Source organism: Comamonas sp. 7D-2, assembly GCF_022749555.1.
Classification (GTDB): domain Bacteria; phylum Pseudomonadota; class Gammaproteobacteria; order Burkholderiales; family Burkholderiaceae_C; genus Comamonas; species Comamonas thiooxydans.
Genome location: NZ_CP094238.1, coordinates 4,184,528 through 4,210,865, shown reverse-complemented (window position 1 = coordinate 4,210,865; position 26,338 = coordinate 4,184,528). Strand labels below are relative to the sequence as shown.

General features: G+C 59.4%; 18 protein-coding genes, 1 tRNA gene, 1 pseudogene and 1 other annotated feature. Of the genes and pseudogenes, 2 read left to right on the top strand and 18 right to left on the bottom strand.

Annotated elements, in window-relative coordinates:
• Positions 1 to 63 precede the first annotated feature (63 nt).
• From MPZ60_RS19260 to MPZ60_RS19195, 13 genes and pseudogenes are all read right to left on the bottom strand, one after another.
• The gene (locus MPZ60_RS19260; protein WP_029158307.1) at positions 64 to 1,323 is read right to left on the bottom strand and encodes an ABC transporter substrate-binding protein; all 1,260 of its coding nucleotides are present in this window, start codon (positions 1,321 to 1,323) and stop codon (positions 64 to 66) included.
• An 8-nt stretch (positions 1,324 to 1,331) separates the two neighbouring features.
• Entirely contained in the window at positions 1,332 to 2,177 is an 846-nt protein-coding gene (locus MPZ60_RS19255) for a carbohydrate ABC transporter permease (protein ID WP_019042134.1), read from the bottom strand.
• Positions 2,177 to 3,046 (bottom strand): carbohydrate ABC transporter permease, encoded by an 870-nt coding sequence (locus MPZ60_RS19250; protein ID WP_019042133.1) that lies wholly within the window; start codon positions 3,044 to 3,046, stop codon positions 2,177 to 2,179. The genes MPZ60_RS19255 and MPZ60_RS19250 overlap by 1 nt, the downstream gene beginning before the upstream one ends.
• Positions 3,047 to 3,048: 2 nt before the next feature.
• The gene (locus MPZ60_RS19245) at positions 3,049 to 4,134 is read right to left on the bottom strand and encodes an ABC transporter ATP-binding protein (RefSeq protein ID WP_019042132.1); all 1,086 of its coding nucleotides are present in this window, start codon (positions 4,132 to 4,134) and stop codon (positions 3,049 to 3,051) included.
• 4 nt (positions 4,135 to 4,138) lie between these two features.
• On the bottom strand, positions 4,139 to 4,795 hold the full coding sequence (locus tag MPZ60_RS19240; protein ID WP_019042131.1) for an HAD family hydrolase: 657 nt from the start codon (positions 4,793 to 4,795) through the stop codon (positions 4,139 to 4,141).
• 579 nt (positions 4,796 to 5,374) lie between these two features.
• Positions 5,375 to 6,621 (bottom strand): IS3 family transposase gene (locus MPZ60_RS19230; RefSeq protein ID WP_229227497.1). Its coding sequence is split into 2 segments (ribosomal slippage): positions 5,375 to 6,330 and positions 6,330 to 6,621, totalling 1,248 coding nucleotides; the frame shifts between segments, so codons are not numbered across the junction.
• Positions 6,224 to 6,340, bottom strand: a sequence feature (AL1L pseudoknot). It overlaps the preceding gene by 117 nt.
• Before the next feature lie 139 nt (positions 6,622 to 6,760).
• Positions 6,761 to 7,237 (bottom strand): annotated as a pseudogene (locus tag MPZ60_RS25270) (transposase); the annotation flags it as partial.
• A 406-nt stretch (positions 7,238 to 7,643) separates the two neighbouring features.
• The gene (locus MPZ60_RS19220; RefSeq protein ID WP_187427977.1) at positions 7,644 to 8,432 is read right to left on the bottom strand and encodes a replication-relaxation family protein; all 789 of its coding nucleotides are present in this window, start codon (positions 8,430 to 8,432) and stop codon (positions 7,644 to 7,646) included.
• Between the two features lie 1,151 nt (positions 8,433 to 9,583).
• Positions 9,584 to 11,443: a DUF6538 domain-containing protein gene (locus MPZ60_RS19215; protein ID WP_242882026.1), complete on the bottom strand. Its 1,860-nt coding sequence runs from the start codon at positions 11,441 to 11,443 to the stop codon at positions 9,584 to 9,586.
• Between the two features lie 61 nt (positions 11,444 to 11,504).
• Positions 11,505 to 11,594, bottom strand: a tRNA-Ser gene (locus MPZ60_RS19210).
• 273 nt (positions 11,595 to 11,867) lie between these two features.
• Entirely contained in the window at positions 11,868 to 14,165 is a 2,298-nt protein-coding gene (locus tag MPZ60_RS19205; RefSeq protein ID WP_034359675.1) for an NADP-dependent malic enzyme, read from the bottom strand.
• Positions 14,166 to 14,334: 169 nt separating this feature from the next.
• Positions 14,335 to 15,822 carry a nucleobase:cation symporter-2 family protein gene (locus MPZ60_RS19200; protein WP_034359673.1) on the bottom strand — a complete coding sequence of 496 codons (1,488 nt, stop codon included), beginning with the start codon at positions 15,820 to 15,822 and terminating at the stop codon, positions 14,335 to 14,337.
• A 658-nt stretch (positions 15,823 to 16,480) separates the two neighbouring features.
• Positions 16,481 to 17,665 (bottom strand): MFS transporter, encoded by a 1,185-nt coding sequence (locus MPZ60_RS19195; RefSeq protein WP_034359670.1) that lies wholly within the window; start codon positions 17,663 to 17,665, stop codon positions 16,481 to 16,483.
• Between the two features lie 127 nt (positions 17,666 to 17,792).
• Here MPZ60_RS19195 and MPZ60_RS19190 point away from each other — a divergent pair, with 127 nt between their 5' ends.
• Positions 17,793 to 18,767 (top strand): LysR family transcriptional regulator, encoded by a 975-nt coding sequence (locus tag MPZ60_RS19190; protein WP_052057704.1) that lies wholly within the window; start codon positions 17,793 to 17,795, stop codon positions 18,765 to 18,767.
• 84 nt (positions 18,768 to 18,851) lie between these two features.
• Here MPZ60_RS19190 and MPZ60_RS19185 read toward each other — a convergent pair whose 3' ends face one another.
• From MPZ60_RS19185 to MPZ60_RS19170, 4 genes are read right to left on the bottom strand one after another with little or no spacing between them, the layout of a single operon-like run.
• Positions 18,852 to 20,129: a M20/M25/M40 family metallo-hydrolase gene (locus MPZ60_RS19185; RefSeq protein WP_003063718.1), complete on the bottom strand. Its 1,278-nt coding sequence runs from the start codon at positions 20,127 to 20,129 to the stop codon at positions 18,852 to 18,854.
• Entirely contained in the window at positions 20,126 to 21,901 is a 1,776-nt protein-coding gene (gene uraD, locus MPZ60_RS19180; protein WP_034359668.1) for a 2-oxo-4-hydroxy-4-carboxy-5-ureidoimidazoline decarboxylase, read from the bottom strand. The genes MPZ60_RS19185 and uraD overlap by 4 nt, the downstream gene beginning before the upstream one ends.
• Before the next feature lie 7 nt (positions 21,902 to 21,908).
• A complete protein-coding gene (puuE, locus tag MPZ60_RS19175; protein ID WP_149353970.1) occupies positions 21,909 to 22,865 on the bottom strand; it encodes an allantoinase PuuE in 957 nt (318 codons plus the stop codon).
• On the bottom strand, positions 22,862 to 23,539 hold the full coding sequence (locus MPZ60_RS19170; RefSeq protein ID WP_019043607.1) for a GntR family transcriptional regulator: 678 nt from the start codon (positions 23,537 to 23,539) through the stop codon (positions 22,862 to 22,864). The genes puuE and MPZ60_RS19170 overlap by 4 nt, the downstream gene beginning before the upstream one ends.
• Before the next feature lie 212 nt (positions 23,540 to 23,751).
• Here MPZ60_RS19170 and MPZ60_RS19165 point away from each other — a divergent pair, with 212 nt between their 5' ends.
• Positions 23,752 to 25,104: a glycerate kinase gene (locus MPZ60_RS19165; protein ID WP_003063997.1), complete on the top strand. Its 1,353-nt coding sequence runs from the start codon at positions 23,752 to 23,754 to the stop codon at positions 25,102 to 25,104.
• 249 nt (positions 25,105 to 25,353) lie between these two features.
• Here the strand turns inward: MPZ60_RS19165 and MPZ60_RS19160 are convergent, their stop codons facing one another.
• Positions 25,354 to 26,271: a LysR family transcriptional regulator gene (locus tag MPZ60_RS19160; RefSeq protein WP_034353716.1), complete on the bottom strand. Its 918-nt coding sequence runs from the start codon at positions 26,269 to 26,271 to the stop codon at positions 25,354 to 25,356.
• Positions 26,272 to 26,338 lie beyond the last annotated feature (67 nt).

Below are 26,338 nucleotides of genomic sequence, written 5' to 3'. Positions count from 1 at the left end.
GGTCGGGGCATGTGCTCACACAAGGCGTGCAAGCGCATGCTCCAAAGCGTGCAGTTCTGATGTTTAGTCGAGAAGTTTTTGCACGTCGGCAGACATGGCCTTGAGTGCATCGGCGGGTTGCTTCGAGCGGTCGAACACAGTTTGCACGTGGTCATCAATTACGTCAGTGATTTTTAAGCCGTTCTGGCCAGGGAAGGCATACCAGCCAGTCAACCAAGGAATCTGCTTCACCGCGGTGTACTGGTTGGGGTTGCTTTCGTAGTAGCCTTTGAGTGCCTTGGGGTCGTCAATTGGCAAGGTGTTGGCTGGGAAGTAGCCGGTGTTTTTGGTCATAACCGTGGCTCCTTCGGGGCCGGTGGCGAACTTGATGAACTCCCACGCGGCCTTTTGGCGCTCGGGGTCCTTGGCAAACATCATGGCTACGTTGCCTCCTGCAGGTACTTTGCCGCCTTTAGTGGTTACGGGGAACATCCCGGTCACCAGTTTGAAACGGTCGCCAATTTGCTTTTCCATCACGCCCAAGCGTGAGGTGGACGACGACAGCACGGCCAGCTTGCCAGCCGCAAACATTTGCGCTGCTTCTTTGTAGCTGATGTTGGCCATGGTGCCGTTTTGCACCATGGAGCTCATGGTGTTCATGGCTTTGAGGCCCTTGGCATCGTCAAATGCCACCTTCTTTTCGGTGCTGTCGAGAATCTTGCCGCCATCGGCAAACAGCAGCGCCTGCCACAACCAGTTCCCGGTGATGCCCCAGTCGAAGTAAATGCCGCCCGTTTGTGGGCTGGCTTTACGTGAAGCTTCGCCGAGCTTGATGATATCGTCCCAGGTCTTGGGCAGTTGATCGACGGTGGTACCTGCCTTGTTCACCAAGTCCATGTTGTAGTAGACGATGGGGGTGGACAGAGCAAAGCCAATGCCGACCTGTTTGCCTTGAATTTGCCCCAGCTCCATCAGCGATGCGCTGTAGCCGCTCTTGTCCCAGTTCTTTTCGGCTTGGATGAAGGGCTTCAGATCCACAGCAATGCCGCGGTCCACAAAGATGCGCTGGCGGTTCAGACCTTGAAAAGACACATCGGCCAGTTGCTTGGTCACTGCATGGCGTAGTGCTTGCTGGGCGGCCACTTCGTAGTCAGGCGTGGGTGCACGGAACTTGACCGAGTAATCAGGGAACTTCTCGTTGAACTTTTTGGCGATGACTTCTTGAGTCTCGTTGAACATCTCAGGGTAGACGTAGTCCACCACGAGCTCGATTTTGGCGGCATGGGCAGCACCCATGGTGCAGAGCACGGTTGTAACAGCTGCAATGAATTTCAGTTTCATCATGACTTCCTTCAAGCTTTGACACCTGAAAAGGTGACACCTTCGATAAAGCGCTTTTGCGCGAACAAGAAAAAAACAACCAGGGGAATGGTGATCAGTACCGTGCCGGCCATCAGCGGGCCGTAATCGTTGCCGGCTTCTTCGTTGGCAAAGAACATGGTTCCCAGCGGGGGTGTAGCGAGGTCTTGGGTATTGATGACGAGCAGGGGCCAGAAGTAGTCGTTCCAGTGCCAGACCACCGAGAAGATCGAAAAAGCGATCACGGTAGGCATGCAGGCCGGCAGCAGCACGCGCCACACCAACTCGAACTCACCCATGCCATCTAGCCTTGCGGCGTGGATGAGGTCATCGGGAATGCTTTTGATGGACTGCCGGAACATGAACATGCCAAAGGCAGACGCGATGAAGGGCAGGATCAAGGCCGAGTAGCTGTCGAGCAAACCTAAGTGATACAAAAAGATGTACAGCGGAATGGCAGTGGCCTGAAATGGCACCATCAGTGACAGCATGGTTAAGCCCCATGCGAGGTCATGGCCGCGAAACTTGATCTTGGCGAAGCAGTAGGCGGCCGGAAATGCCAGCGCAATTTGTACGACCAAAATGCCAGCGCACACCACCACACCGTTGAGCAAATATCGCAGCAGCGGTACGCGTGTGAGCGCTGCGCTGTAGTTTTCCCAGGCAGCCCATTCGCGGGGGATGAGGTTAAAACCTGCATCGAAAATCTCACTCGCGGGCTTGAGTGAGATCGATAGCATCCACACAAAAGGCAGCAGATAAATGAGGGCTAGACTCATCAACACGACATGGCGCGCAAAGCGGCTGGCCAAGGAGGGGGATAAGGGATCGGCCATCATCAGTAGTGCGTCCTTTTTTCCATGCCCTTGTGCTGAATAAGCGTGAGCACAAAGATGCCGGTCACAAACACGACCGTCATAGCCGAGGCATAGCCCATCTTGAAAAATCCAAATCCTTCGGCGTAAATGCTGTGCAGCAGCACATCGGTGGCCTTGTTGGGACCACCCTGTGTCATCACATGCACGGTGTCGAATACCTGTAGGGCGCGAATGGCACAGATCGTCACCACGAACAACATGGTGGGGCCGAGCAAAGGTAAGGTCAGGCGAAACATGCGATCCAGCGGATGTGACATACCATCAAGCCAAGCAGCTTGGCGCAGCTCATCTGGAATACCTTTGAGACCCGCCAAAAACATCACCATGGCTAAGCCTGACATTTGCCAGATGCCAATGGCAGCCAACGTTGGTAACGCCAGTTCGTAATCTTTGAGCCAGTTGAAGGGCCCGACCCCAATCAATGCGAGCAACTGATTGAGCAATCCCATCGTGGGGTGCAATATGAACTGCCACACCACCGCCATGCCAATGAGGGTAGAGGCCACGGGCAAAAATAGTGCCGTGCGGTAGAAGCCGCGCCAACTTGTATGGCTTTCAACCAGCAAGGCGCTGACCAAACCCACGGTGATGCTGCCCAGTGACACCCACAGCAGATAGTGCACCGTGTTGGTAAAGGACTTGCGAAATCCTGCGTCGTCCCACAGTTCGCGGTAGTTGTCCAGGCCGACCCATGCAAACTGGTCGGATCCAAACTGCCAGTCGGTCAGCGACATCACTGCCACCAGGCACATGGGCACCAGCAGCAGCAAAACCGTCAAGATCAAACTGGGTAGCAGCATGAGCGAGGTTTGCAGACGTGAGATGTGCATGCTTATGCCTCCAGACGGCGACCATGCGCATCAAAAAATATCAGCTCTGAAGGCTGTATGTATAGGGTGACGGTTTGTGTCTCATGTACTGGCTGGGTGGCCTCGGTTTGTATGGTCATGGCTTCGTGATGCTCGCCTTGTGCCACCACTACTTTTTCGCTGCCCGCGTACTCTACCGACTGCACCTGTGCCAAAACGCTCCAGCAACCTGTTTGTGTTGTCCACATGAATTGGTGCGGGCGAATGCCTACGACAACGGCCGAAGTTGGCGGCAACACACCATCATTCAGCTTCACCGCAGAAAGCGGCAACAGATTGATGCGAGGTGAGCCCACGAAGCTCGCCACTTCTTGGCTGGCAGGGCGCTTGAACAAAGCCTCAGGGGTGTCGAGCTGTAAGATCTTTCCGTTCTTCATCACAGCCACACGGTCAGACATGGACATGGCTTCGTGTTGGTCGTGCGTCACGTACACAAAGGTTACGCCGAGTTTGCGGTGCAACGCGCGAATCTCGGCGCGCAAGGCCTGACGCAAGTTGGCGTCGAGGTTGGACAAAGGCTCGTCGAATAAAAACAGCGAAGGCTTGCGTACCATGGCGCGAGCGAGTGCTACGCGTTGTCGCTGTCCGCCCGACAACTGCGAAGGCTTGCGTTGCCACAGGTGCTCAATGCCCAAGACCTGCGCCACCTGTTTACCCTCTTGCTCAATCTCGTTGCGAAGAGCACGTACCGAAGGGTTGAGGTACTTTATGCCCGGCAGGCGCTGCCAAAACGAGAGCTTGCGCATCAGCAAAGGCGTACTAATGTTCTCGCCTGCAGTCATGTGTGGATACAGCGCGTAGGTTTGAAACACCATGGCGCAATCGCGCTGTGCAGGTTTTTGGCTCAGCATGCTTTGGCCTTGGCTTTGAATGTCACCGCTGTCTGGTGCTTCGAGGCCAGCGAGCAAGCGGAGCAAGGTTGATTTACCGCAGCCAGACGCACCCAGCAAGGTCAAAAATTCTCCGTCGTGAATCTGTAAGTCCAACTGATCGAGGATGGTCGTGTCGCCATAGCGTTTAGAAATGCTACGAAGGTGGATGTCAGCCATGGCTTCAAGCCTCCAACATGTCGTTCAACTGCTCATAAGCATCAAACCTCAGTACGCTGGGCTCAAGCTCATGCATATTGCGGTGATAGCCGCGTACATGGGCTGCAAAAGCAACTTTCGCGGCGTGTGCGCAGCTGGCGTCGATTCCCGAGTCACCTACGAACAAGGTCTCGGATGGTGTGGCACCCAGCAGTTGCAGACAGGTATGCAAAGGCTCGGGGCTGGGCTTGGGAAAAGGTGTGTCATCGATGCAGACCACGGCTTCAAAAAAATCGCTAAGTTGGTGGTGGCGCAGCAGTTGCAGGCTACTTGCACGGTCGCGGTTGGTGCAGATGCCCAGCTTCAGGCCTTGAGCTTGCAGTCGGGCCAGCAATTCGGGTACGCCCAGGTACACGGTGGCGTTCAGCACAAAGCGGCTCAGGTAGCTGCGCATGAGTTGGGTTTGCGCTGCTTCTTGTTCGGAGCCTCGAAGATCCGCTTGTTGAGCAGCCAGTGCCAACATGGGAGCGATGCCTGCGCTCAACTCGAGCTTGAGAGAGGGCATATCCAGCGTGCGGCTGTTTAAGCCCTCGTGCAGCGTGGCCTGCAAGCTGGGCCAACTGTCGAGCAAGGTGCCATCCAGATCAAAGATGACAGTTTTGAATGGTTTTGCAAATTTCATGATTGAAATTTATCAATGGATCATGAAATATTCATGACATCGATCATTTTCGATCTCAATAGATCAATTTTTTACCGATGAAATGCGATGCGATTTTTTTCGTGGGCGGCGTTGTTGCATTACAGAGACTTCCCATAAAAGCAAGCGCTGATGGTTTTCTTTTTTGATAGACCTGACTGCCGTGTGATCACGATGCGTAAAACGAGGAACAGACTGCACATCTACAGACGGGGTTTTGCACTTTGGTGTGCGCCCCAAGAAACAAACCGCGCAGCAGGGCTCCATTCAAATCTCGTGATGTCCTTGGACTCACAATGCAACAAGCGAGCTTGTCTGCTGCTGGTCTGACCTGTCTATTGCATCTTTGATTTCACGTCTGGCAAGTTAAGGATTGGGGCTTAAGCGATGAGCTCGCTTGGCCTGGTACTGATATGGTTGGTTTCGTAGCTGCGCTGACGTGTCATCAACGCCCAGAGGATGCGAGCATTTTTATTGGCAAGAGCCACGACAGCTTTTTGCCATCCACTGCGCTGCCTCAATGCTATGGCCCATTGTGAATCACACCGGGTTTGGTGGAGGCTAGTTTGTTGAAGTGCAGGCGTCAGCCTGCACGGTCTTGGCAACTTGCCGCCAGTAGTTTGCCTCAGCCTCCGCTGGCGGTATATGTCCTATGGATTCCAGCAATCTGCCGTGGTTGAACCAGTGCACCCATTGCAGTGTTGCCAGCTCCAGTGATTCCCGTGTTTTCCACGGCCCTCGCTTGTAGATGACCTCCGTTTTGTAAAGCCCGTTGATGGTTTCGGCCAGAGCGTTGTCGTAGGAATCTCCAGTGCTACCCACCGAAGGCATCAGGCCAGCTTCCTCCAAACGTTCTGTGTAGCGAATGGAAACGTACTGACTGCCCCTGTCGGAGTGATGAATGAGCTCCGTGTCACTTGAAGGCCGCCTTGCATACAGCGCCTGCTCCAAAGCATCCACCACAAAGTCCGTGCGCATGTGGCTACTAACCCGCCAGCCCACTATGCGGCGGGCATACACATCAATCACAAAGGCCACAAACATCTGCCCTTGCCACGTTGATACATAGGTGAAGTCTGCGACCCAAAGTTGGTCAGTGCGCTGAGCTGTGAACTGGCGGTTGACGAGGTCTAGCGGGCATGGCCTTGCTGCATCTGGACGTGTTGTGCGCACCTTCTTGCCACGCCTTGCGCCTTTCAGGCCCAGCTTGCGCATCAGTCGTTGTACGGTGCAGCGGGCAATGGGTAAGCCCTCTCGGTGCATCTGCTTCCAGACTTTGACCGTCCCATAAACCTGCCAGTTGGCATGCCACACACGTTGAATATGGGTGCAGCGTTCTTCGTCCGATTGACTGCGCTTACAGCGCAGCCACGGGCAGTTTCTTTGCTGAACCCTGCGCCTGTAGCCCGATGGGGCAATTTGCAGCAGCCTACAAATTGGCTCGACCCCATAGGCATCGCGATACTGGTCTACAAAGTCAATTAGCTCTTGATGCGACGGTCCAGCTCCGCCTGCGCAAAAAAAGCGCTCGCAGCCTTGAGGATGTCATTGGCTCGGCGCAGCTCCTTGTTCTCTCGCTCAAGTTGCTTGAGTCGCTCACGTTCATCCGTGGTCAACCCTGGCCGTTGGCCTGCATCTATTTCTTTGCGCTGCACCCATCCATGCAGGGTGCTAACAGAGCAGCCAATCTTGGGGGCTATCGACTCACATGCACCCCACAGTGATGCGTAATCCGCTTGGCATTCCTGCACCAAACGTACGGCACGTTCACGTACCTCGGGGCTAAAACGAGCAGCTTTAGTGTTCATGACTCAATCCTCTCAGGAGTTGAGCCTCCACGGAAGCCGGTGCGATTCAACCTGTCGTTCGCTGTCATGCGCTGGACAACAGCTTCTGGCTGCGAACTCGGTTGGTCACGACTAGCGGAGTGGTCAGCCGCAACCGGCAAGTTCGTTTGAGCCACCCTGCTATTTGCTCTGGCGACCACTGACTCTGCAATTTACCCGCCACGATTTGCGCCAGCTCAGGGTTGCAGGCCAACTTGCACGTCTTTGGGCGGCGTGCTCGCTCCCAGGCCACCTCGTCTGCCTTTGTAGCTCGGTAGCAAGTCTTGCCGCCGTTACGCAGGAGTTCACGGCTGATGGTGGACGCTGCTCGTTTCAAGCGTTTGGCTACACAGCGGACGGACTCACCTGCGGCCAAACTGCGCGATATCTCCTCGCGCTCTGCCAGAGACAGAGTCAAGTGAGATCGGCGTCTTGCACGAGGCCGGATGCCACCCGTTGCACTCAGGATGGTGTGGATGGATGTGTGCGGTCGGTCAAACAGCTTGCCGATCTCGTGCAAGGTATCACCAGCTTTCCAGCGGTCCCACATCAGGGCCTTCTGAGCTTCGGTGTAGTAAATCCGCGGTCTTCGCTTCATTCCAACACTCCTTCCGCCAGAGGCGGTCATTGTGTTGCATCGACCGGTTGAATCCACAGCCAGGAGCAGTCAATTCGGGAAGTGCCTTCAAGGACTGCCACTGGCCGAGCTGCGATAGTCGCATGTCAACCCTGAGCAGACATTCCCTAAAGCCATACCGGCTCATCTATAGCACACGCGAAGCTTATGAAAGTTGACATGAGGAGGTCATCCCAACTCGTCGGGGCGAAGGGTTAGATGACCCCTAAATTTCTTACTTAGACGAGTTTTCACACAGCCTCGGCCGAACTCAGTCACGACCAGCGGACTGGTCAGCCGCAATCGGCACAGGCGGTCAACTCATCCAGAATACGCACTGCGAAGTAGCTTCTGAAAAATCCCATATCAAGATGGGTTTTTTTTCTTATTACAGTGTAATTTCTCGCAGTTCAAGCGTTTCCGGATCGAGCTCGGACACAGCGATATGCAAAGCGAGGATGCGTGCATCAAGCTCCTTGATCTGTCTTGGCCAGCCTGTTTCAGGCCTATGCGTGAGCCGGTTTTTGATCCGTTTTCCAATTGTGCGAGCAGCCGGTGACGTCACAACGAAGTGCATTCGCGAGATTCCGTGATCTCGCCCAAACATCATGCGCATGCAGTCAATCAGCTTCGCAAGATCGCCTTCACCTCGCCATGAGTTTTCGACCTCTATCCAGACGAAACGGCCGTCCTCGACAGCCACCAGATCGGGGATTTTTGCTATCTGCTCTTCCTTGTGGCAATACTCGAAGCGCGTTAGATCACACTCCCCGGCCCGCACGCTCAGCTCCGAGAACACCTCGTCAGTTGGCCAAGCGACATAGACGCTGTTACACGCCGAGCGATGGCTGTGAGCATGCCGGATGTAGTCCCGAGCATGCGCTTTCTCTGCTATCAGGCTGTTGCCGTGCTGCTTGATTACGTTGACGCCCGCACGATTCAGTGCATACAGTAGCTCACCGCTGCCGGCGCTGACGCTCCAGACGGACTCCCGCTTGCTCACCACGAGCTTCCGATTGAGCAGCCACGTGAGCGTGCGGCGTGCCATACGGCGCGAGTTCTCATCACATCGTCCCCAGAGATGGCGGGCGACTTGGCGAGTGGATGCGTACCCCGTTGCAGCCAGGAGGTGCAGGGCTTGTAGGCGGTATGCAGCGCCTTTGTTGCGTGTATTCATACAAGCGTATAGCGCCGTGCACATGTCTGCCAGATATACCGATGCCTCGGTACTTATACGGCTCAAGGTTGCATAAAGTCGGAAGGGACCCTCCACCTGTGCTTGGCTGCCATCGAAATCACTCTGTATTTGCAGGCCACTTTCTCGTTCTCGGACAACGTCGGAAAGGTGTCCTCGCCTGATTTTTTCGTGCTCGGAGTCCCCAGCCCTTGCCAAGATCCAGGGCAGCGCCTACGGGCCCCAAAGACACTACGACGGTTTTTTGCAAAAACCGTCTGCGCGCAGGCACTTCGTGTCCTGCTTGCGTGCACCGTCGGGGGCTTCACGGCCTGGACGGCCTACCCCCAACTGCCCGGCTAGTGCCGTGCTGCACTGCGGCCCCGAGCGAGCTCGGGCAAACCGCTTCTTCATGCGCCCCAAAGGGCGCACCGCCTCGGCCCCAGCAAGCTGTCGGCCTCACCTTTACGAATCGATTTGCCCGAGCTGCGCCCGGGGCCGGGGTGCTAGCACCCCCGCCGATCCCACCGGCGCTTGGGGCGCCTCGACGCTGAGGGCGTCGTAGATCCGGCGGCTCCCCCTTATGCACTGCCTGGCCTGGGGGCCAGTCAGCCGCTACGGCCGTGAGGCCTGCGCGTCCCTGCGGGTGCTCTCCGCGCTGGGGCGCTGCGCAGCCCGTCCGCCCGCTGACGCGTGCTCTACGGGCCTTGCTGGGACCATGCCCGCACTTCAGGGGATGCTACTTCGGGCTATTCCCACGGCTAGATGCTTGGAGTCTTGAATACCGCCGAAACGGCCAGGACACAAGCCAGGGACGCAAAAGATCCCGGACAGTAACGCCCAGGGAAGAAGAGGAGGAAACGCATCCATGAAGCCTCAGTTCACCTTGGGTGCTGTCCTCGCTGAATCGCCCCCGGGGCGATTCACTTGTAGCTACTTTGAAGCATGTTTCCTCCTGCTGGGATGCAGCATCGGGGATGAAAAAAGGCCCGGCAAAAGCCGGGCCAAGAGAGGTGAGGAAACTTCATGACACATGAGAGCCTATTTTGCACAGACACTTGCCTTCCAAAATCTGCCCTCAAACCTGTATAGCGCGCAAGTTAGAGGATGATGAGCATCGTGACTGTTTTTTTTGAAGCCTGCGCCTCATTAAGCTACGGGGTCTTATGGGTCTCTTCTCTCCATCGCTGCACATGTGAAAGCAGTCGCTTACTTATGATGACTCTCCCTTGGAGCCAATCTTTAAAGGGGGGTGGAAGCTTTACATTAGGGTAGGTGATTCGTTGGATGTAGGGTCTGAACGCTTCAAGTTCGTATCCATATCCATAGTGTCTTTCACTACCTTCTTTTTCGATTTCGCCTTTGTCTTGGGGGCGCACTGATGCTCGGCCTGTATAGGCTTGTGCTAGCCCTTTAGGCCATTGGTCTTCAACGTTTGCTGCTCTGATTCTGTCTTCCAGAGAGTGTCTGAAGCTGTGATTGCCATAGCCGCTACCGAAACCTAACTTATCCCGTACAAAACGAACAAATGGCTGCTCGTATGCTCGTCCCCACTTGGGTGATTTTCCATCACATTCAGGAAGGGCTGCCGGGAAGAGGGGGCCCTTCGAATAGTGGTTCATGACGCTGCGGACGAAGTCGACAAAACCTTGTTGTATAAGAACATGGTGAATCGGTACGACACGCATCGATGCTTCATTTTTAAGAGCTCGAGCAGGGCCAAACTCGGTTTCTCCATCTTGAATCAAGATACCTAAGTCTTTGAGTAGCACATCCTCTACTTGTATTTGAGCTGCCTCGCTGACGCGTAATCCATGCCACATGCAGATGAGCGGAATCCAGTAGCGAGCCCCAAGATCGTCTTTCATCTTGCCTCGCCAAGCTGACGAGTTCGGGTTGTACCAGTCTGATGCAAATAATTTATTGAGGTGGTCGGACTGATAAGGAAAGCGGGGCTTTTGGCGAAGTTTTTCTTGCTTGGCGTCGACAGTAGGCATCACATCTAGTTCTACCACTGGGTTGTTGTTGATGAGTTTCTTTGTTTTCCCAATACCAAATGCAGTGTGCAAAGCTCTTTTTACGCGGCCTGCTACGTACTTGTAGCTCCAAGCCGCTTCTTTGTCTTGCAGACGGTTTTCCAGGAAGTTGTAGACATCATCTGAGCTAACCAAATGCAGGGGCTTGTTCTCTGCGAAGTCAACAAATCGCTGCCAAATCGACAGATAAGTAGACTGGGTTTTGGGATATTTTGGGGATAGATAGCGTTTGTAGTGAGGTGTGATGTCTGCCAAACGATTTACCTGTGGAGTCGGCGCGCGTTCTGGCTGCGCCTCCCATACTGCTTCAAGCGGCGGTGGCAGTTTTGAAAGATCAGGTGATCCGAGGGATTCGCCTTGCTGTCGAGCCGCGAGAGTTTTGTACCCAGTTTTCACATGTGTCAGCACTTCGTAGGTGAGTGCTTGCCATTGCGCGTCGGTTGCCTCTAATTGATAGCCACGAAACACCATGAGCTGGTTCACGAATTCGTGGAATCTGCCAACATTTCCTGAAGCTACTGCTCGGTTGATGAGGGGGAGCATTTCCTGGATGTTCGCATCCAGCGATTCGAACTCCTCATCGCTCATCCCCTCTTTGCGTGCTTGGGCATCCGCGTCTAGCGTGCTCAGAAAGAGGGAAGCGATTTGCCCTGGGAGCTCTGGACTGATGGAGAGACTTTTAAGCCGCGTCTTACGGGGCAGCTTCAAGAAAGAGCCGATGGAAGTTGCTTGCGTTTGGTTGGATCGAGCTGCGGCAAGCTCGCGATCTGTTTGCACGGTCAGCAAGGCGCAAAGCTCTTTGGCCTTTTTGTAGTCTCGCCCGAGCCTTTTAACGAAGTTGGCTTTTGCGAAACGTGGGCGCAAATCTTGGGGGATGGGACGAAGGAAACGATAACCGTGGTCGTCCTTGCGCATGTAGGTTGGCATGTCAGCGTCCTTTGCTGACCGAACCTTTTGCTGCCGCTGTGTACCAGTCATTTGTACCACTTCAGGAGTAAAACTCCTTGATCTGAAGCGATTTCAACGACTTAGTTCAATGTGGCGGAGGCTGTGAGATTCGAACTCACGGAAGGATCACTCCTTCGGCAGTTTTCAAGACTGCTGGTTTAAACCACTCACCCAAACCTCCGGATGGCAGGATTCTACACAAGGATTGTGTGCCGTTCGGCATTGCATGCATTTTGCTTTGTCTATGAAAACCATAGCGTATGGAGCCTGCTGTATCGCGACTGGCGTTCACTTTTCACCATGGCGTTTGCCATGATCGTTTGCTGCGCGCGATATAGGCCGCCGTGAATGAACGCAGGGCTCAAAGCTCAAGGCTCGGCATGGGGCAAAACAAAACGCCCCTAAGGGCGTTTTGTTGCAGCCTCGGGCGGGATGCCCGAGAGATTGCGCAGGATCAGCTGCGCAGTGCGATGGCCTGAGCTGCTGCCAGAGCGGTCATGTTGACCACGCGGCGCACGGTGGAGGAGGGGGTCAGCACGTGGGCGGAAGCCGAGCAGCCCATCAGGATTGGGCCGATGGTGGTGCCATGGCCGCCCGTGGTCTTGAGCACGTTGAACAGAATGTTCGCGGCGTCGAGGTTGGGGCAGATCAGCACGTTGGCTGCGCCGGTCAGCGAGGACTCCAGCAGTGAGTGGCTGCGCACGTTGGCGTCCAGGGCCGCATCGCCATGCATTTCGCCATCGCATTCGATGCCGGGGTTGGCGGCAGCGAACAGGTCGCGTGCAGCGCGCATCTTGCGGGCCGAGCCGCGTGTGGACGAGCCGTAGTTGCTGTGCGAGAGGAAAGCCACCTTGGGTGGCAGGCCGAAGCGGGCCACTTCGTCGGCAGCCATCTTGGCGATCTCGGCCAGTTCTTCGGCGCTGGGAGCGTCGTTGATGTAGGTGTCGGCCACGAACAGCGTGCCGGATTCCAGCATGACGGCGTTCACCGTTGCGAACTCGTTGGTGCCCTTCTTCAGGCCCAGCACGTCTTCCAGATGGGCCAGGTGGCTGTCGAAACGGCCCACCAGGCCACACAGCATGGCGTCGGCATCACCCAGATGCACCATTAGGGCAGCGATCAGGGTGTTGGAGCGGCGCACCGCAGCCTTGGCGGCTTCGGGGGTGACGCCGTTGCGGCCCATCAGCTTGTGATAGGTTTCCCAGTACTGGCGGAAGCGGGGATCATCTTCGGGGTTGCAGATTTCCACGTCCTTGCCCAGTTGCATGCGCAGGCCGGCCTTGGCAATGCGGGCTTCGATGACGGCGGGGCGACCGATCAGGATGGGCTTGGCCAGGCCGTCGTCCACGGCAACCTGCACGGCACGCAGCACGCGCTCGTCTTCACCTTCGGCATAGGCCACGCGCTGCAGATTGGCCTTGGCGGCTGCAAACACGGGGCGCATGAACATGCTGGTCTGGTAGACGAAGCGGGTCAGGCTTTCGCGGTAGGCGGCGATGTCCTCGATGGGGCGGGTGGCGACACCGGATTCGGCGGCAGCCTGGGCCACGGCGGGAGCGATGCGCAGGATCAGGCGCGTATCGAAGGGCGTGGGGATCAGGTAGTCGGGGCCGAAGGTCAGCTCCTTGCCTTGGTAGGCGGCGGCGACTTCGTCGCTGACGTCCTGCTTGGCCAGGGCGGCGATTTCACGCACGCAGGCCAGCTTCATGGCTTCGGTGATCTTGGTGGCGCCGCAGTCCAGCGCGCCACGGAAGATGTAGGGGAAGCACAGGACGTTGTTGACCTGGTTGGGATAGTCGGAGCGGCCGGTGGCCACGATGCAGTCCGGGCGGATGGCCTTGGCCAGTTCGGGGCGGATTTCGGGCTCGGGATTGGCCAGGGCCAGGATGATTGGCTTGTCGGCCATGGTCTTGACCATGTCGGCAGTCAGCACGCCGGGAGCCGAGCAGCCCAGGAACACGTCGGCGCCGTCGACCACGTCGGCCAGGGTGCGGGCTTCGGTGTTCTGCGCGTAGCGCTGCTTGGAGGCGTCCAGACCACCGGGGCGGCCTTCGTAGATCACGCCCTTGGAGTCCACCATGTAGACATTGGAGCGCTTGATGCCCAGGCCCACCATCACGTCGACGCAGGCAATGGCTGCCGCGCCGGCTCCGGAGACGGCCACCTTGACGGAGCCGATGTCCTTGCCAACCAGTTCCAGGCCATTGAGCAAAGCGGCGCTGGAGATGATGGCCGTGCCGTGCTGGTCGTCATGGAACACCGGAATGTTCATGCGCTTGGACAGCTCCTGCTCGATGTAGAAGCACTCGGGAGCCTTGATGTCTTCCAGGTTGATGCCGCCCAGGGTGGGTTCCATCGAGGCAATGATGTCGATGAGCTTGTCGGGATCGCGCTCGGCCAGTTCGATGTCGAACACGTCCACGCCGGCAAACTTCTTGAACAGGCAACCCTTGCCTTCCATCACGGGCTTGGAAGCCAGCGGGCCGATATCGCCCAGACCCAGCACGGCGGTACCGTTGGTGATCACGCCGACCAGGTTGCCGCGCGAGGTGTATTCGGCCGCAGTGGAGGGGTCCGCCTCGATGTCCAGGCAGGGATAGGCCACGCCTGGCGAGTAGGCCAGGGACAGGTCACGCTGGTTGGACAGGGGCTTGGTAGGAGTGACGGAAATCTTGCCTTTGACGGGGCTGCGGTGGTATTCGCGGGCCGCATCGCGCAGGGCTTGTTCGGCGGAGGACAGGTTTTGTGTCATACGAAATATTTATCAGCAAGTTGCTTCTCGGAGCTTACCGGATGGCAAGAAGCATTTTGAGTCAGGTCTGTTTTGCTTCAACTATATCGACAACAAACCCCCTGGCGCACTGTGGGGCGGCAGGGGGCTTGGGCCGGCGGGTAAGCCAGCGTTTGCTTCGGGCTGGCGTTTAGTGAGCGTCAGCCTCACGTGCTGCGTTGATGGCAGCGCTGTCGTCTTTGGCGGCTCCGTTAAAGAAAAGATTCAATGCCACGGCGGTAATCGAGGACAGCAGGATACCGGATTCAATCAGCGGATGGATGGAATGGGGCATCCACTGACGGAAATTAGGGGCAACCAGAGGAATCATTCCCACGCCGATGGACACTGCCACGATCATGGCGTTGTTCTTGTTGTTGCGGAAATCCACGTTGGCCAGGATGCGGATGCCGGTGGAGGCCACCATGCCGAACATCACCAGACCCGCGCCGCCCAGAACCACGGTGGGCAGGGATTCGATCAGCGCGCCCATCTTGGGCAGCACGCCCAGAACGATCAGGATCACGCCACCGGCCACGCAGACCCAGCGGCTGAGCACGCCGGTCACGGCCACCAGACCCACGTTCTGGGAGAAGCTGGTGTAGGGGAAGGTGTTGAAGATGCCGCCGATCAGGGTGCCCAGACCGTCGGTGCGCAGACCGCGGGTCAGTTCGTCCTGTGTGATGTCGCGCTTGGCCATGTCGCCCAGGGCCAGGAACATGCCGGTGGATTCGATCATCACGACCACCATCACCAGACTCATGGTCAGGATCAGGATGGGGTCGAAGACGGGCATGGCGATCTGGAAGGGCAGTACCAGCGTGAACCACTCGGCCTTGGCGACCTTCTCGAAGTTCATCAGGCCCATGGCCACGGAGATCACGCCGCCGATCAAGATGCCCATCAGCACCGAGATATTGGCCAGGAAGCCCTTGGCAAAGCGTGCGATCAGCAGGATGGACAGCAGCACGATGCCCGAGACCGCCGCGCCTTGCAGATCGGCGTACTTGGGGTTGGGCATGGTGGGCAGCACCGAGAAGCCCTTGGGGATGGCGGGCAGCGAGGAGCCGGGAGCGCCGGCCATGGCCTGGGCCTCGGCCAGCCACTTCAGGTGCTCGGGGTTGGGCACGGAGGGGGCGGTCGGGCCCACGGGGTTGCCGAAGATCCAGTTGATGCCCACACGCATCAGGCTGATGCCGATGACGGCGATGATGGTGCCGGTCACGACCGGTGGGAAGAAGCGCAGCATGCGGCTGATGAGCGGCGCAATGAGGATGGAGATCACCCCCGCGCCTATCACCGAGCCAAAGATCAGGCCTGCGCCGGCATTGCCGCCGGTACTCTGTGCCATGGACACCATGGGGGCCACGCTGGCAAAGGTCACGCCCATCATCACAGGCAGTTTGATGCCGAACCACTGGGTCGCACCCATGGCCTGGATCAGGGTGACCAGGCCGCAGACGAACAGGTCGGCGGAGATCAGGTGCGCGACCTGCTCAGGGGGGAGGTTCAGGGCACGGCCCACGATCAGCGGCACGGCGACGGCGCCGGCATACATGACCAGAACGTGCTGCAGACCTAAGGCGGTGAGCTTGCCAAATGGCAGAACCTCATCCACGGGATGCACTTGGGATGTCATAAAAACATGTCTCCTCACTCTATATTGGCTTCAGGTTGGCATGCGATTCGCGAATGGCATGCAATCCATACAAAAAGTGTATACAGCTCATAACGCACAGCATCTAGCGGTAAACCCTGCTCAAAATTCAGTTTCTGGATGGGATGTCAATAGTTATGTTTTTCGCGCATAACCATCTAAGGTAATTACTGATTGCTATTAAATGTGTAGCTTCTGACTCTTTGTTTTTCTAATTTTCAGAATGAAACATATTGAAATCATTTGATATCAAGCGATTGATGCTTTGTTTTTAATAGCAAAAATTGCGCGATATGCAATTGCAAGGGATCTGGCTCCGGTTATGCGTGCGCAGGTTTCGGGTCTTGAAACATCTAGTGAAAGAAAGTGCGTTGCCACCTTGAGGCAGCTTGCATGCATTAGCGTTGAAGAAGGTGAAAAAAAAGGCGTCAAGCCCAGAATTGGTGCACCGCTGTGCAAAAGCGTGCATGGGGCCTGCAAAGAGTTCATGCCTTGCCATGGGGCCTAAGCTGCTGCAAAAACCATGCCGAGTTGCTGCGCAAGCAAAAAAGGCGACCTTGAGGTCGCCTTGGAGTGGAGTTCGTTTGCGTTGCTGCAGGCAGGCTGCCGCCTTGTGCCGCCTTGGTGTCGCGCCTGAGTTTCAGTGCATTCCCGCCGCCATGGCCGAAGTCTGAGCTGGACTGCTCTGACGTGGCGCGAAGCTGGCCATGAGCAGCGCTGCTGCTGCAGGCATGGCGGCAGCCCAGGCCAGCCAAGTCAGGCTCATGCCCTGCGCGATCACCGCTCCGCCTAGCCAGGCACCCAGGGCATTGCCCAGATTGAAGGCAGCGATATTGAGGCTGGACGCCAGATTCATGCCGGCCTCGCCTGCAGATTGCAGCACGCCCATCTGCAGCGGCGCCACGGTGGCAAAGGCGGCAATGCCCAGCAGCAGCACAAAGGCAATGGCCAGGGGCGTGCTGGCAAACATCCAGCGGCCCGCGATCAGCACCAGCATCAGGGCGGCCAGCGATACCCATAGTGCGCGCTGTACGCCAAAGCGGTCGGCCAGCTTGCCGCCCGCATGGTTGCCCAGGGCCAGGCCCGCCCCGAACAGCAGAAGGGTGAAGGCGATCATGCGGTTGTCCATTCCCGTGATCTGGGTCAGCAGCGGCTCTATATAGGTATAGAGGGTGAAGACGCCGGCAAAGCCGATCACCGTCAACAGCAGACCACGCCACATGGCGCCATTGCGCAGCACGGTCAGCTCCTGGGTCAGGCCCTGAGGGCTGGGCATGCTGAGTGCGCGTGGCACATGGCGCAGCAGGATCAGCAGTGCGACCACGCCTATGCCGCTGACGCTGGCAAATGCCATGCGCCAACCCCAGTGCTGGCCGATCCAGGTGCCGAAGGGAACGCCCAGCAGCGTGGCCAGGGTCAGGCCGGAAAACATCAGCGCGATGGCCGAGGCTTTCTTCTCGGGCGCCACCAGTTGCGTGGCGACGACTGCGCCCACGCCGAAGAAGGTGCCGTGGGTCAGCGAGGTCAGCACGCGTGCTGCCAGCAGCCAGCCATAGCTGGGCGCCAGGGCGGCGGCGGCATTGCCGGCGATGAACAGCAGCATCAGGCTCAGCAGCAGCAGCTTGCGCGGCCAGCGGCGCGAGGCCAGAGTGAGAACGGGAGCGCCCACGGCGACGCCCACGGCATAGCCCGAGATCAGCGTGCCCGCCGTGGGGATGGAGATATGAAGATCCTGGCTGACCTGGGTCAGCAGGCCCATGATGATGAATTCCGTGGTTCCGATGCCGAAGGCACCGGCGGCCAGAGCAAGCAATGCTGCAGGCATGAAAACGTCCTTGTGAAAATTCCGCGAAGGGCTGAACTGTGAACCTGTGGCAGAAGGTGCGCTAGCCCTTGATGCGGACATGCATTTGTTCCTGTGGGGAATAAATGGCATCTTTATGATGTGATTCATGAAGAATTCCATGGCTATGCCTTCGCTGCAGGAGCACAGCGCGGACCGCTTTGTGGAGCTGCAGACCTTTGTGCAGGTGGCCCAGCAGGGCAGCTTCTCGGCAGCGGCGCGTCTGCGCGAGGTCTCGCCCTCGGCGGTCAGCAAGATCGTGGCCAGGCTCGAAACCCGGCTGGGCGTGCAACTGCTGCGCCGCAGCACCCGGCGGCTGGAGCTGACGGCCGAGGGAGAGCAGTTGCTGGAGCAGGGCCGGCAGTTGCTGGCGGACTGGCTGGCGCTGGAATCCTCGGTCACCCGGCAGGGCCAGCCCACCGGCGTGGTGCGCATCAATGCCAGCTCGTCCACGGGCAACCGCCTGCTGGTGCCTCTGGTCGGTCCGCTGATGCGGACCTGGCCGGGCCTGCAGCTGGACCTCAGCTTTACCGATCATGTCGTGGACCTGATAGCGGCTCGCGCCGATATCGCCTTGCGCTGGGGAGAGCTGCCGTCTTCGGACATGGTGGCGCGCAAGCTGGGGCACACGCGCCAGGTGATCGTGGCCTCGCCGGACTATCTGCAGCGCTTTGGCAGACCGGCGCATCCCGATGAGCTGGCAGGCCATGTGCGCATCGGCTGGAACTACCCGCGAGCCATACCGCACTGGCCGTTTGTGGTGGCGGGCAAGGCGGTGACGGTGAGCATGGGGGAGGTGCTGCGCGTCAACGATGGCGAAGCCATGGCCAATCTGGCCAAGGCCGGGGTGGGCCTGGCGCGGCTGTCGCTCTATCACGCCTGGGACGATTTGCATGCGGGCAGGCTGCAGGTGTTGCTGGAGGAATTCAATCCCGGGGATCTGCAGCCCATCCATGCCGTGTATGTGGGCAAGCCCGGCCAGTTGCCAGTAAGGACGCGGGCGGTGCTGGATTTTCTGGCCAGCCATGTGGACCTGAGCCATGCCGAGCAAATGCCCGCCGGCCTGCTGGTGTCGCGCACATAAAAAAAGAGCCCGGACGAATCCCGGCTCCTTGAAAAACCTCCATCCAGACAGAAGAAGGCTAGGCGTTCAAACGGTGTTTGGTGCTCAGGCAGTCAGGTCCACCAGCGAGCGGGCCACCACCTTGGTGGCACGGCGCAGGTCTTCCAGCACCAGGCGCTCGTCGGAGCGCTTGGCATGCGATTCCAGCACGGTGCGGGGGCCGGCGCCGTAGATCACGCCGGGGATGCCGCGCTCGACGTACAGGCGCACGTCGGTGTACAGAGGCGTGCCCACTGCAGGAGGCACTTCGCCGAAGATGGCTTCGCCATGCTTCTGGATGGCGTCCACCAGGGGCTTGTTGCCGTCCAGGGGGGTCATGGCGTTGGCCAGCAGCAGGCGCTTGATGTCCACGCGCACGGCGTCTTCGCCGGTGTAGCCGCCCTGGGTATTGAAGTCTTCGATGGCCTTGGCGATCACAGCACGGATGCTGGCTTCGACTTCCACGGGATTCTCTTCAGGAATCATGCGGCGGTCGATCTTGAGCATGACCTTGCCGGGCACCACGTTGGTGTTGGTGCCGCCGTCGATGCGGCCGACGTTCAGGTAGGGGTGCTTGATGCCGGGCACTTGCGAAGTGACTTGCTTGTACTTGACGTTTTCGCCGTACAGAGCAGTCAGCAGCACGGCCGTGGCTTGCAGCGCGTCCACGCCGGTGTGGGGCACGGCGGCGTGCGCCATCTTGCCCTGCACGGTGATTTCCATCTGCAGGCAGCCGTTGTGAGCAGTAACGACTTCGTAGCTGAAGCCTGCTGCGATCATCAGGTCGGGCTTGGTCAGGCCCTTTTCCAGCAGCCAGCCGGGGCCCATGATGCCGCCGAACTCTTCGTCGTAGGTGTAGTGCAGCTCCACCGCGCCCTTGGAGGGCTTGGCCACGGCTTCCAGAGCACGCACGGCGAAGGTGAAGGAGGCGAAGTCGCTCTTGCTCACGGCAGCGGCGCGGCCATAGAGCTTGCCGTCTTCGATCTCGGCGCCGTAGGGATCCTTGGTCCAGCCTTCGCCCGGAGGCACCACGTCGCCGTGGGCGTTCAGGGCGATGGTGCGGCCACCGTCACCGTAGGGGCGGCGCACGATCAGGTTGGTGATGGACTCCATGCCATAGGCCTTGACGTCGGCTTCGGGCACGACGTGCTTCTCGGCGTCGAAGCCGAAGCCTTTGATCAGCTCGGCAGTGCGTTCGGCGTGGGGTGCGTTGTTGCCGGGAGGCGTGTCCGTGGGCACTTGCACCATGGCCTGCAGAAACTTCACTTCTTCGTCGAAGTGCTCGTCAATCCATGCATCGATGGCGGCGTAGGTGGCTTGCTTGTCTTGATTCATATTGGTCATTGCTGTTCTTGAGCCAGTTGGTGGAGGAGGTGGGTGAAGGCATCCACGGACAGTTGCATGTCGTCGGAGGTGGAGGCTTCCAGCGGGTTGTGGCTGATGCCGGCGTTCATGCCGCGCACGAACAACATGGCCTGAGGCATGATTTCGTGCAGCTTCATGGCGTCGTGACCGGCGCCGCTGGGCATGCGGAACAGGGGCACGCCCAGTGCGTCGACAGCGTTTTCCCAGCGTTTCTGCCATTCGGGAGCGCTGGGCGCAGCCGCTGCCTTCATGGACAGATCGGTGGTGTAGCGAAGGCCGCGGCGTTCGGCGATCGCAGCCATCTCGGCCATGATGTCGTTGATCATGGCGTCGCGCTGTTCGTTGGTGGGCGCGCGCAGGTCCAGCGAGAACTGGCAGCGGCCGGGCACCACGTTGACCGAGCCTGAAGGCACGTTCAGCTGGCCGATGGTGGCCACGCTGTCGCCATCCTGGCCGGCGCGCTTTTCGATGTACAGCGACAGCTCGGCCACGCCGGCGGCGGCGTCGCGGCGGCGGTCCATGGGCGTGGTGCCTGCGTGGCTGGCCATGCCGATGAATTCGCAGACATAGCGGGCACTGCCGTTGATGGAGGTGACGATGCCCAGGGGAATGTCCAGCTCGTTGAGCACGGGGCCCTGCTCGATGTGCACTTCCACAAAGCCCAGGTACTTGGCGGGGTCGCGCTCCAGCTTGGGGATATCGTCGATGCACAGGCCGGCATGCAGCATGGCTTCGCGCAGCGTGATGCCGTCGGCGTCCTTTTGCTCCAGCCATTCCTGCTTGAAGTCGCCCACCAGGGCGCCCGAGCCCAGGAAGGTGGCCTTGTAGCGCTGGCCTTCCTCTTCCGAGAAACCCACCACTTCGATGTTGAAGGGCAGACGCTTGCCTTGCTCGGCCAGTTGCTTGACGCAGGCCATGGGCACAAAGATGCCCAGGCGGCCGTCGTACTTGCCGCCGTTGCGCACGGTGTCGTAGTGGCTGCCGGTCAGCAGGGTCTTGGCGCCTTCGGTGGCGGCCTTGTAGCGGCCCACCACATTGCCCACGGCGTCGATCTCGACCTCGTCGAAGCCGATCTCGCGCATCCAGTGGCTGATGCGCTGGGCGCAGGCGCGGTGGGCGTCGGTCAGATAGGTCACCGTCAGCTGGCCTTTTTCGGCGTAGCCGGGGTCGCTGTTGGTGGACAGGCGTTCCTGCCAGTCCCAGACTTCGTTGCCTTCGACGGGCTCGTAGCCGAACTTGTCGTTCAGGCGGATCTCGGCGATGCGGTGGATGTTGCGCAGTGCCTCGGCCTGTTCGTAGGCAGGGTGGTTGAACATGCGGCGTTCGAAGGTCGCAATGATCTCGGCCTTGCTCAGACCCAGACCGCGCGCGCCGCGCACGGCCAGGATGAAGGGGAAGCCGAAGCGCTTGCCGTATTCGGCATTGAGCTTGCGGATGTGCTCCAGCTCTTCGGGCGTGCAGTTGGTCAGGCCAGCCTTCTTCTGCTCATTCGTCGATTCGGCGGTGAGCGTGTTGGTCTCCATCTGCTTGCCGGCCAGCTCCGGGTGAGCGCGGATCAGGTCGAGCTGGGCCTGCTCGCTGGACTCGGCCAGCACCTTGGCCATGGCGTGCTTGATATGCGCCATGGACTTGAAGGGTCGCTGCTCCAGTGCCTTGGCGGCAATCCAGGGCGAGTGCTCGTACAGGCCATCGAGCAGGTCGGTGGCGGTGGCCGCATCGGCGGCATTCAGTTGTTCCAGGGTCAAAGCCATGTCGCAATCAATCCTTGCAAGGGAAACGCTCGGCCCAGTGACGAGCCAAATCAATACGGCGGCACACCCACACGTTGTCGTGCTTCTGGATGTGATCGAGGAAGCGCTGCAGCGCTGTAATCCGGCCGGGACGGCCCAGCAGTCGGCAGTGCATGCCTATGCTCATCATCTTGGGGGCGTTGTCGCCGCTGGCATTGCCCTCGGCGTACAGGACATCGAATGTGTCCTTCATGTACTGGAAGAACGGATCGGCATGCGAGTAACCCTGGGGCAGGGCAAAGCGCATATCGTTCACGTCCAGCGTGTAGGGAACGATGAGCTGGTTGTGCGTCGTGCCGTCGCTCTTGGCGACCTTCATCCAGAAGGGCAGGTCGTCGCCGTAGTAATCGCTGTCGTAGGTAAAGCGACCAGCATCGGCCACGATGCGGTGGCTGTTGGGGCTGTCGCGGCCGGTGTACCAGCCCAGGCCGTGGTCGCCGCCCGCGCCGTACAGCTCTTCAAAAATGTCCACGCATTGCTGCATGTGGGCGCGCTCGATCTCTTCGGGCACGTTCTGGTAGTGAATCCACTTCAGGCCGTGGCAGGCCACTTCGTGGCCGAGCTCGTCAAAGGCCTGGGCCAGCTCGCGATGCTTTTGCAGCGCCGTGCCCACGCCGAACACGGTCAGCGGCAGGCCGCGCTTTTCGAACTCTTTCAGAATGCGCCAGACGCCGGCGCGCGAGCCGTATTCATAGATGCCGTCCATGCTCATGTGACGGGCCGGGTAGCTGGCGGGATTGAACATCTCCGACAGAAACTGCTCGCTGCCGGGGTCGCCATGCAGGATATGGTTCTCACCGCCTTCTTCGTAGTTCAGCACGAACTGAACGGCCACGCGGGCTTTGCCGGGCCATTCGGGATGGGGCGTGTTGCGGCCGTAGCCAATCAGGTCGCGTGGGTAGGAGGCGGTGGAATCGTAAGTCATAGGGATACGGATGAAAGTGCCATCGACAAATCGTTCGTTGGCAAATCGCGGTCGAAGGTCAGGCCTGCTTCCACGTGGTCCAGGTGCAGCTGCATCAGCTGCACCGCATGTTCGGCATCGCCCGCAGCCAGCGCGGTCACGATGTCGGCATGTTCTTCGTGCGAATGCTCGGCCGCTGATGCAGACTGGTACATCAGGGTGATCAATGCGCAGCGGGAAATCAGCTCGCCCAGCAGTTGAGCCAGCACCTCGTTGCCCATGAGCTCGGCCATGCGCACGTGGAAGTCGCCCAGCAGTTCGGTGCGCTGGCCCACGTCATTGGCTTCCATGGCCTTTTTCTCGGCAGCCACATGCTGCTTGAGGGCGCGAATCTTGGCGGCGCTGCTTTGCTTGACAAAGCTGCGCACCATCTCGGCTTCGAGCATGCGGCGCACGGCAAACACCTGGCGCGCCTCGTCCACCGAAGGCGTGGCCACAAAGGCGCCGCGGGCGGGCTCGAGCCGGATGAGACGGTTTTGTGAAAGCTGGAACAAGGCCTGGCGCACCAGGGTGCGGGAAACTCCAAAGTGGTCGGCCAGCTTTTGCTCGGCCAGCTTGGTGCCGGGCATCAGGCGATGCTCGACGATGGCCTTGGTCAGGCTTTCGACAATGAAACTGGTGGTGGAAGTTTCCATAAATCCATCATAGCGGTTGAAGACAAGTTTTGTATACAGTTTCTGTTCACCAAACATGGTGTTTGTATCGATGTTCAGGCGCAGAAAGCTGTGCGCAAGCGCGCAAACCCAATGGGAGCAAGGGCTTGCAACATTGGTATTGCAAAGATCAGCAGTGTTGTGACTGGGGGGCCTCTGTAAGGGAAAAAAGCCCGAATGCACAATGCGCAGCTATGCAAGCACAGAATACATCCTCGCGCGCGCAGGCCGCGGCAACGCCTGTTCCCCAGCAAGACCCGGCTGGATTTCTGCGTCATCTGTATGACGTGGCGGTGCGCAATGCCCTGCCCATCGAGGGTCTGGCGCGTCATCTGCCCAAGCCGCCCAAGGGCCGCACGCTGGTCCTGGGCGCCGGCAAGGCCGGCGGCTCCATGGCGCAGGCGCTGGAAGCTCTGTGGCCGCAGGATGCCCCGCTGTCGGGTCTGGTGGTGACGCGCTATGCACATATTCCCCCACGCCCCGAAGGGCTGGCCCAGCGTCTGGAGGTGGTGGAAGCCGCCCACCCCGTGCCGGACGCGGCCGGTCTGGCTGCGGCCGAGCGCATCCTGGCGCTGACCGAGGGCCTGACGGCCGACGATCTGGTGATCTGCCTGATCTCCGGCGGCGGCTCCTCCCTGCTGACGCTGCCCGCCGAAGGCATCGACCTGGCCGAGAAGCAGCGCATCAACAAGGCGCTGCTGGAGAGTGGCGCGGCGATTGGCGAGATGAACTGCGTGCGCAAGCATTTGTCGCGCATCAAGGGCGGCCGTCTGGCCGCTGCCTGCCATCCCGCCAAGGTGGTGACGCTGACCATCAGCGATGTGCCCGGCGACGATCCTTCGGTGATCGCCAGCGGGCCCACGGTGCCGGACGCGTCGACCTGTGCCGACGCACTGGCCATCCTGGACCGCTACCAGATCGGCATTCCCGAGTCCGTGCGCGCTGCGCTTCAAGCCGGCGAGCTGGAGACGCCCAAGCCCGGCGACGCCCGCTTTGAAGGCCATGAGGTGCATCTGATCGCCACGCCCCAGCAGTCGCTGGAAGCCGCGGCCGCCGCAGCCCGCGCGGCAGGCATTGCCGTGCATGTGCTGTCCGACGAGATGGAGGGCGAATCCCGCGAGGTGGGCAAGGTCCATGCGGCGCTGGCTCGTGCCGTGGCCAGGCATGACCAGCCTTTTGCCAGGCCCTGCGTGATTCTCTCGGGTGGCGAGACCACGGTGACCATCCGCCCGCGTCAGCCCGGTGCCGCCAAGGGGCGCGGCGGTCGTGCCGGCGAGTTCTGCCTGGGTCTGGCCCAGGCCCTGCAGGGTCAGGAAAAGGTCTGGGCGCTGGCCGCGGACACCGACGGCATCGACGGTGTCGAGGACAACGCGGGAGCCCGTGTCTCGCCCTGCACGCTCAAGCGCGCGGCAGAGCTGAACCTGCGCATCAGCGATCACCTGGATCGCAACGATGCCTATGGCTATTTCTCGGCACTGGGCGATCTGGTGATCACCGGCCCCACGCACACCAATGTCAACGACTTCCGCGCCATTCTGATTCTTTGAAACCATCAAATTGAATAGCTGCTTGCGCAGGCTATTCAACGGTTTCAAATAGAAAAATATCTGCAGCCACCGTTCATCAAGCGGTAGCTGCTATTTTTATATAGCTGCAGTGTAAAACTGGCGCTACCCATCCCAGTGCTCCGAGCAAGAGCCGCCTCGCGGCGAAGGAGCAGTCCCCCTCCGTTAGCGCGCAGCGCGTACAGAGAGGGGAAGGCGGGGCCGCCTAGGCGCGAAGCGCCTCAGGGGGAGCTAGCCCCCTCTTGGCAGATCCTCCCACCAGGTATCGTCGAACTTGCCCTGAAGGAAGGCGATGAAGGACTGCACCTTCTGCGGCACCAGGCGCGGTGAGGGGTAGACGGCGTGGATCTCCTGCTCGGGCAGGCGGCAGGTCTTGAGCACTTCCACCACGCGGCCGTCCTTGAGCGAGTCCTGGGCCACATAGCGCGGCAGGGCCGCAATGCCCATGTGCGAGCGGGCTGCGGCCAGCAGGGCCGAGAGATTGTTGGAGCGCAGCCGCCCGGTGACGGGAATCGACACCGGCTCCCCGCTGGCATTGCGCAGGCGCCAGATATCGTTGCCCTGCACGCTGCTGTAGATCAGCGTGGAATGCTCCTTGAGGTCCGAGGGGCGGCGCGGCGTGCCGTGCTTGCGCAGATAGGTGTTGGAGGCCACCAGCACCCAGGGATTGACGCCCAGCATGCGCGCGCCTAGTGAGGAGTCGGCCAGCTTGCCCAGGCGCAGCGCCACGTCGATGCCGTTGGCCACCAGATCGGTGTAGCGGTCCTCGAAGCTCAGATCGACCTGCACCTGCGGGTTGTGCTTCATGAAATCCATGGCCAGCGGAATGAGTACACGGCGCCCGAACGCCACCGAGCTGCCGATGCGCAGCTGACCCTGGACCTGGGTCTGGCGCACCTTGACCACGTTCTCCGCCTCGGCCACGTCGCTGACGATGATCTTGCATTTTTCGTAGTACAGCGCGCCGGCCTCGGTGAGGCTCACGCCGCGCGTGTTGCGGTTGAGCAGGCGCACCTTGAGGCGCGCCTCCATGGCCGCGACCTGCTTGGTGACGGTGGGCTGGGTGGTGGCGAATTCCTGCGCCACCTTGGTGAAACTGCCGGTCTCCACCACGCGCACAAACATGTGCATCGCGTCGAGTCTGTCCATGGATTTGTCTCCTATTTATTCTTGGGTGGAATAAATTTTATGGTCTGAGAGCGCCTTCCAGCAAGCA

Coding starts and splice junctions, on each gene's coding strand:
- MPZ60_RS19195 (WP_034359670.1), bottom strand. CDS start 17,665: ATGCCTGCAGCATTGCTTGCTCTGGCCGCCGGTGCCTTCGGCATCGGA.
- MPZ60_RS19205 (WP_034359675.1), bottom strand. CDS start 14,165: ATGACACAAAACCTGTCCTCCGCCGAACAAGCCCTGCGCGATGCGGCC.
- MPZ60_RS19160 (WP_034353716.1), bottom strand. CDS start 26,271: ATGGACAGACTCGACGCGATGCACATGTTTGTGCGCGTGGTGGAGACC.
- MPZ60_RS19190 (WP_052057704.1), top strand. CDS start 17,793: ATGAAGAATTCCATGGCTATGCCTTCGCTGCAGGAGCACAGCGCGGAC.
- MPZ60_RS19215 (WP_242882026.1), bottom strand. CDS start 11,443: ATGACTGGTACACAGCGGCAGCAAAAGGTTCGGTCAGCAAAGGACGCT.
- MPZ60_RS19250 (WP_019042133.1), bottom strand. CDS start 3,046: ATGCACATCTCACGTCTGCAAACCTCGCTCATGCTGCTACCCAGTTTG.
- puuE (WP_149353970.1), bottom strand. CDS start 22,865: ATGACTTACGATTCCACCGCCTCCTACCCACGCGACCTGATTGGCTAC.
- MPZ60_RS19255 (WP_019042134.1), bottom strand. CDS start 2,177: ATGATGGCCGATCCCTTATCCCCCTCCTTGGCCAGCCGCTTTGCGCGC.
- MPZ60_RS19240 (WP_019042131.1), bottom strand. CDS start 4,795: ATGAAATTTGCAAAACCATTCAAAACTGTCATCTTTGATCTGGATGGC.
- MPZ60_RS19200 (WP_034359673.1), bottom strand. CDS start 15,822: ATGACATCCCAAGTGCATCCCGTGGATGAGGTTCTGCCATTTGGCAAG.
- MPZ60_RS19185 (WP_003063718.1), bottom strand. CDS start 20,129: ATGACCAATATGAATCAAGACAAGCAAGCCACCTACGCCGCCATCGAT.
- MPZ60_RS19260 (WP_029158307.1), bottom strand. CDS start 1,323: ATGATGAAACTGAAATTCATTGCAGCTGTTACAACCGTGCTCTGCACC.
- uraD (WP_034359668.1), bottom strand. CDS start 21,901: ATGGCTTTGACCCTGGAACAACTGAATGCCGCCGATGCGGCCACCGCC.
- MPZ60_RS19170 (WP_019043607.1), bottom strand. CDS start 23,539: ATGGAAACTTCCACCACCAGTTTCATTGTCGAAAGCCTGACCAAGGCC.
- MPZ60_RS19165 (WP_003063997.1), top strand. CDS start 23,752: ATGCAAGCACAGAATACATCCTCGCGCGCGCAGGCCGCGGCAACGCCT.
- MPZ60_RS19220 (WP_187427977.1), bottom strand. CDS start 8,432: ATGAATACACGCAACAAAGGCGCTGCATACCGCCTACAAGCCCTGCAC.
- MPZ60_RS19245 (WP_019042132.1), bottom strand. CDS start 4,134: ATGGCTGACATCCACCTTCGTAGCATTTCTAAACGCTATGGCGACACG.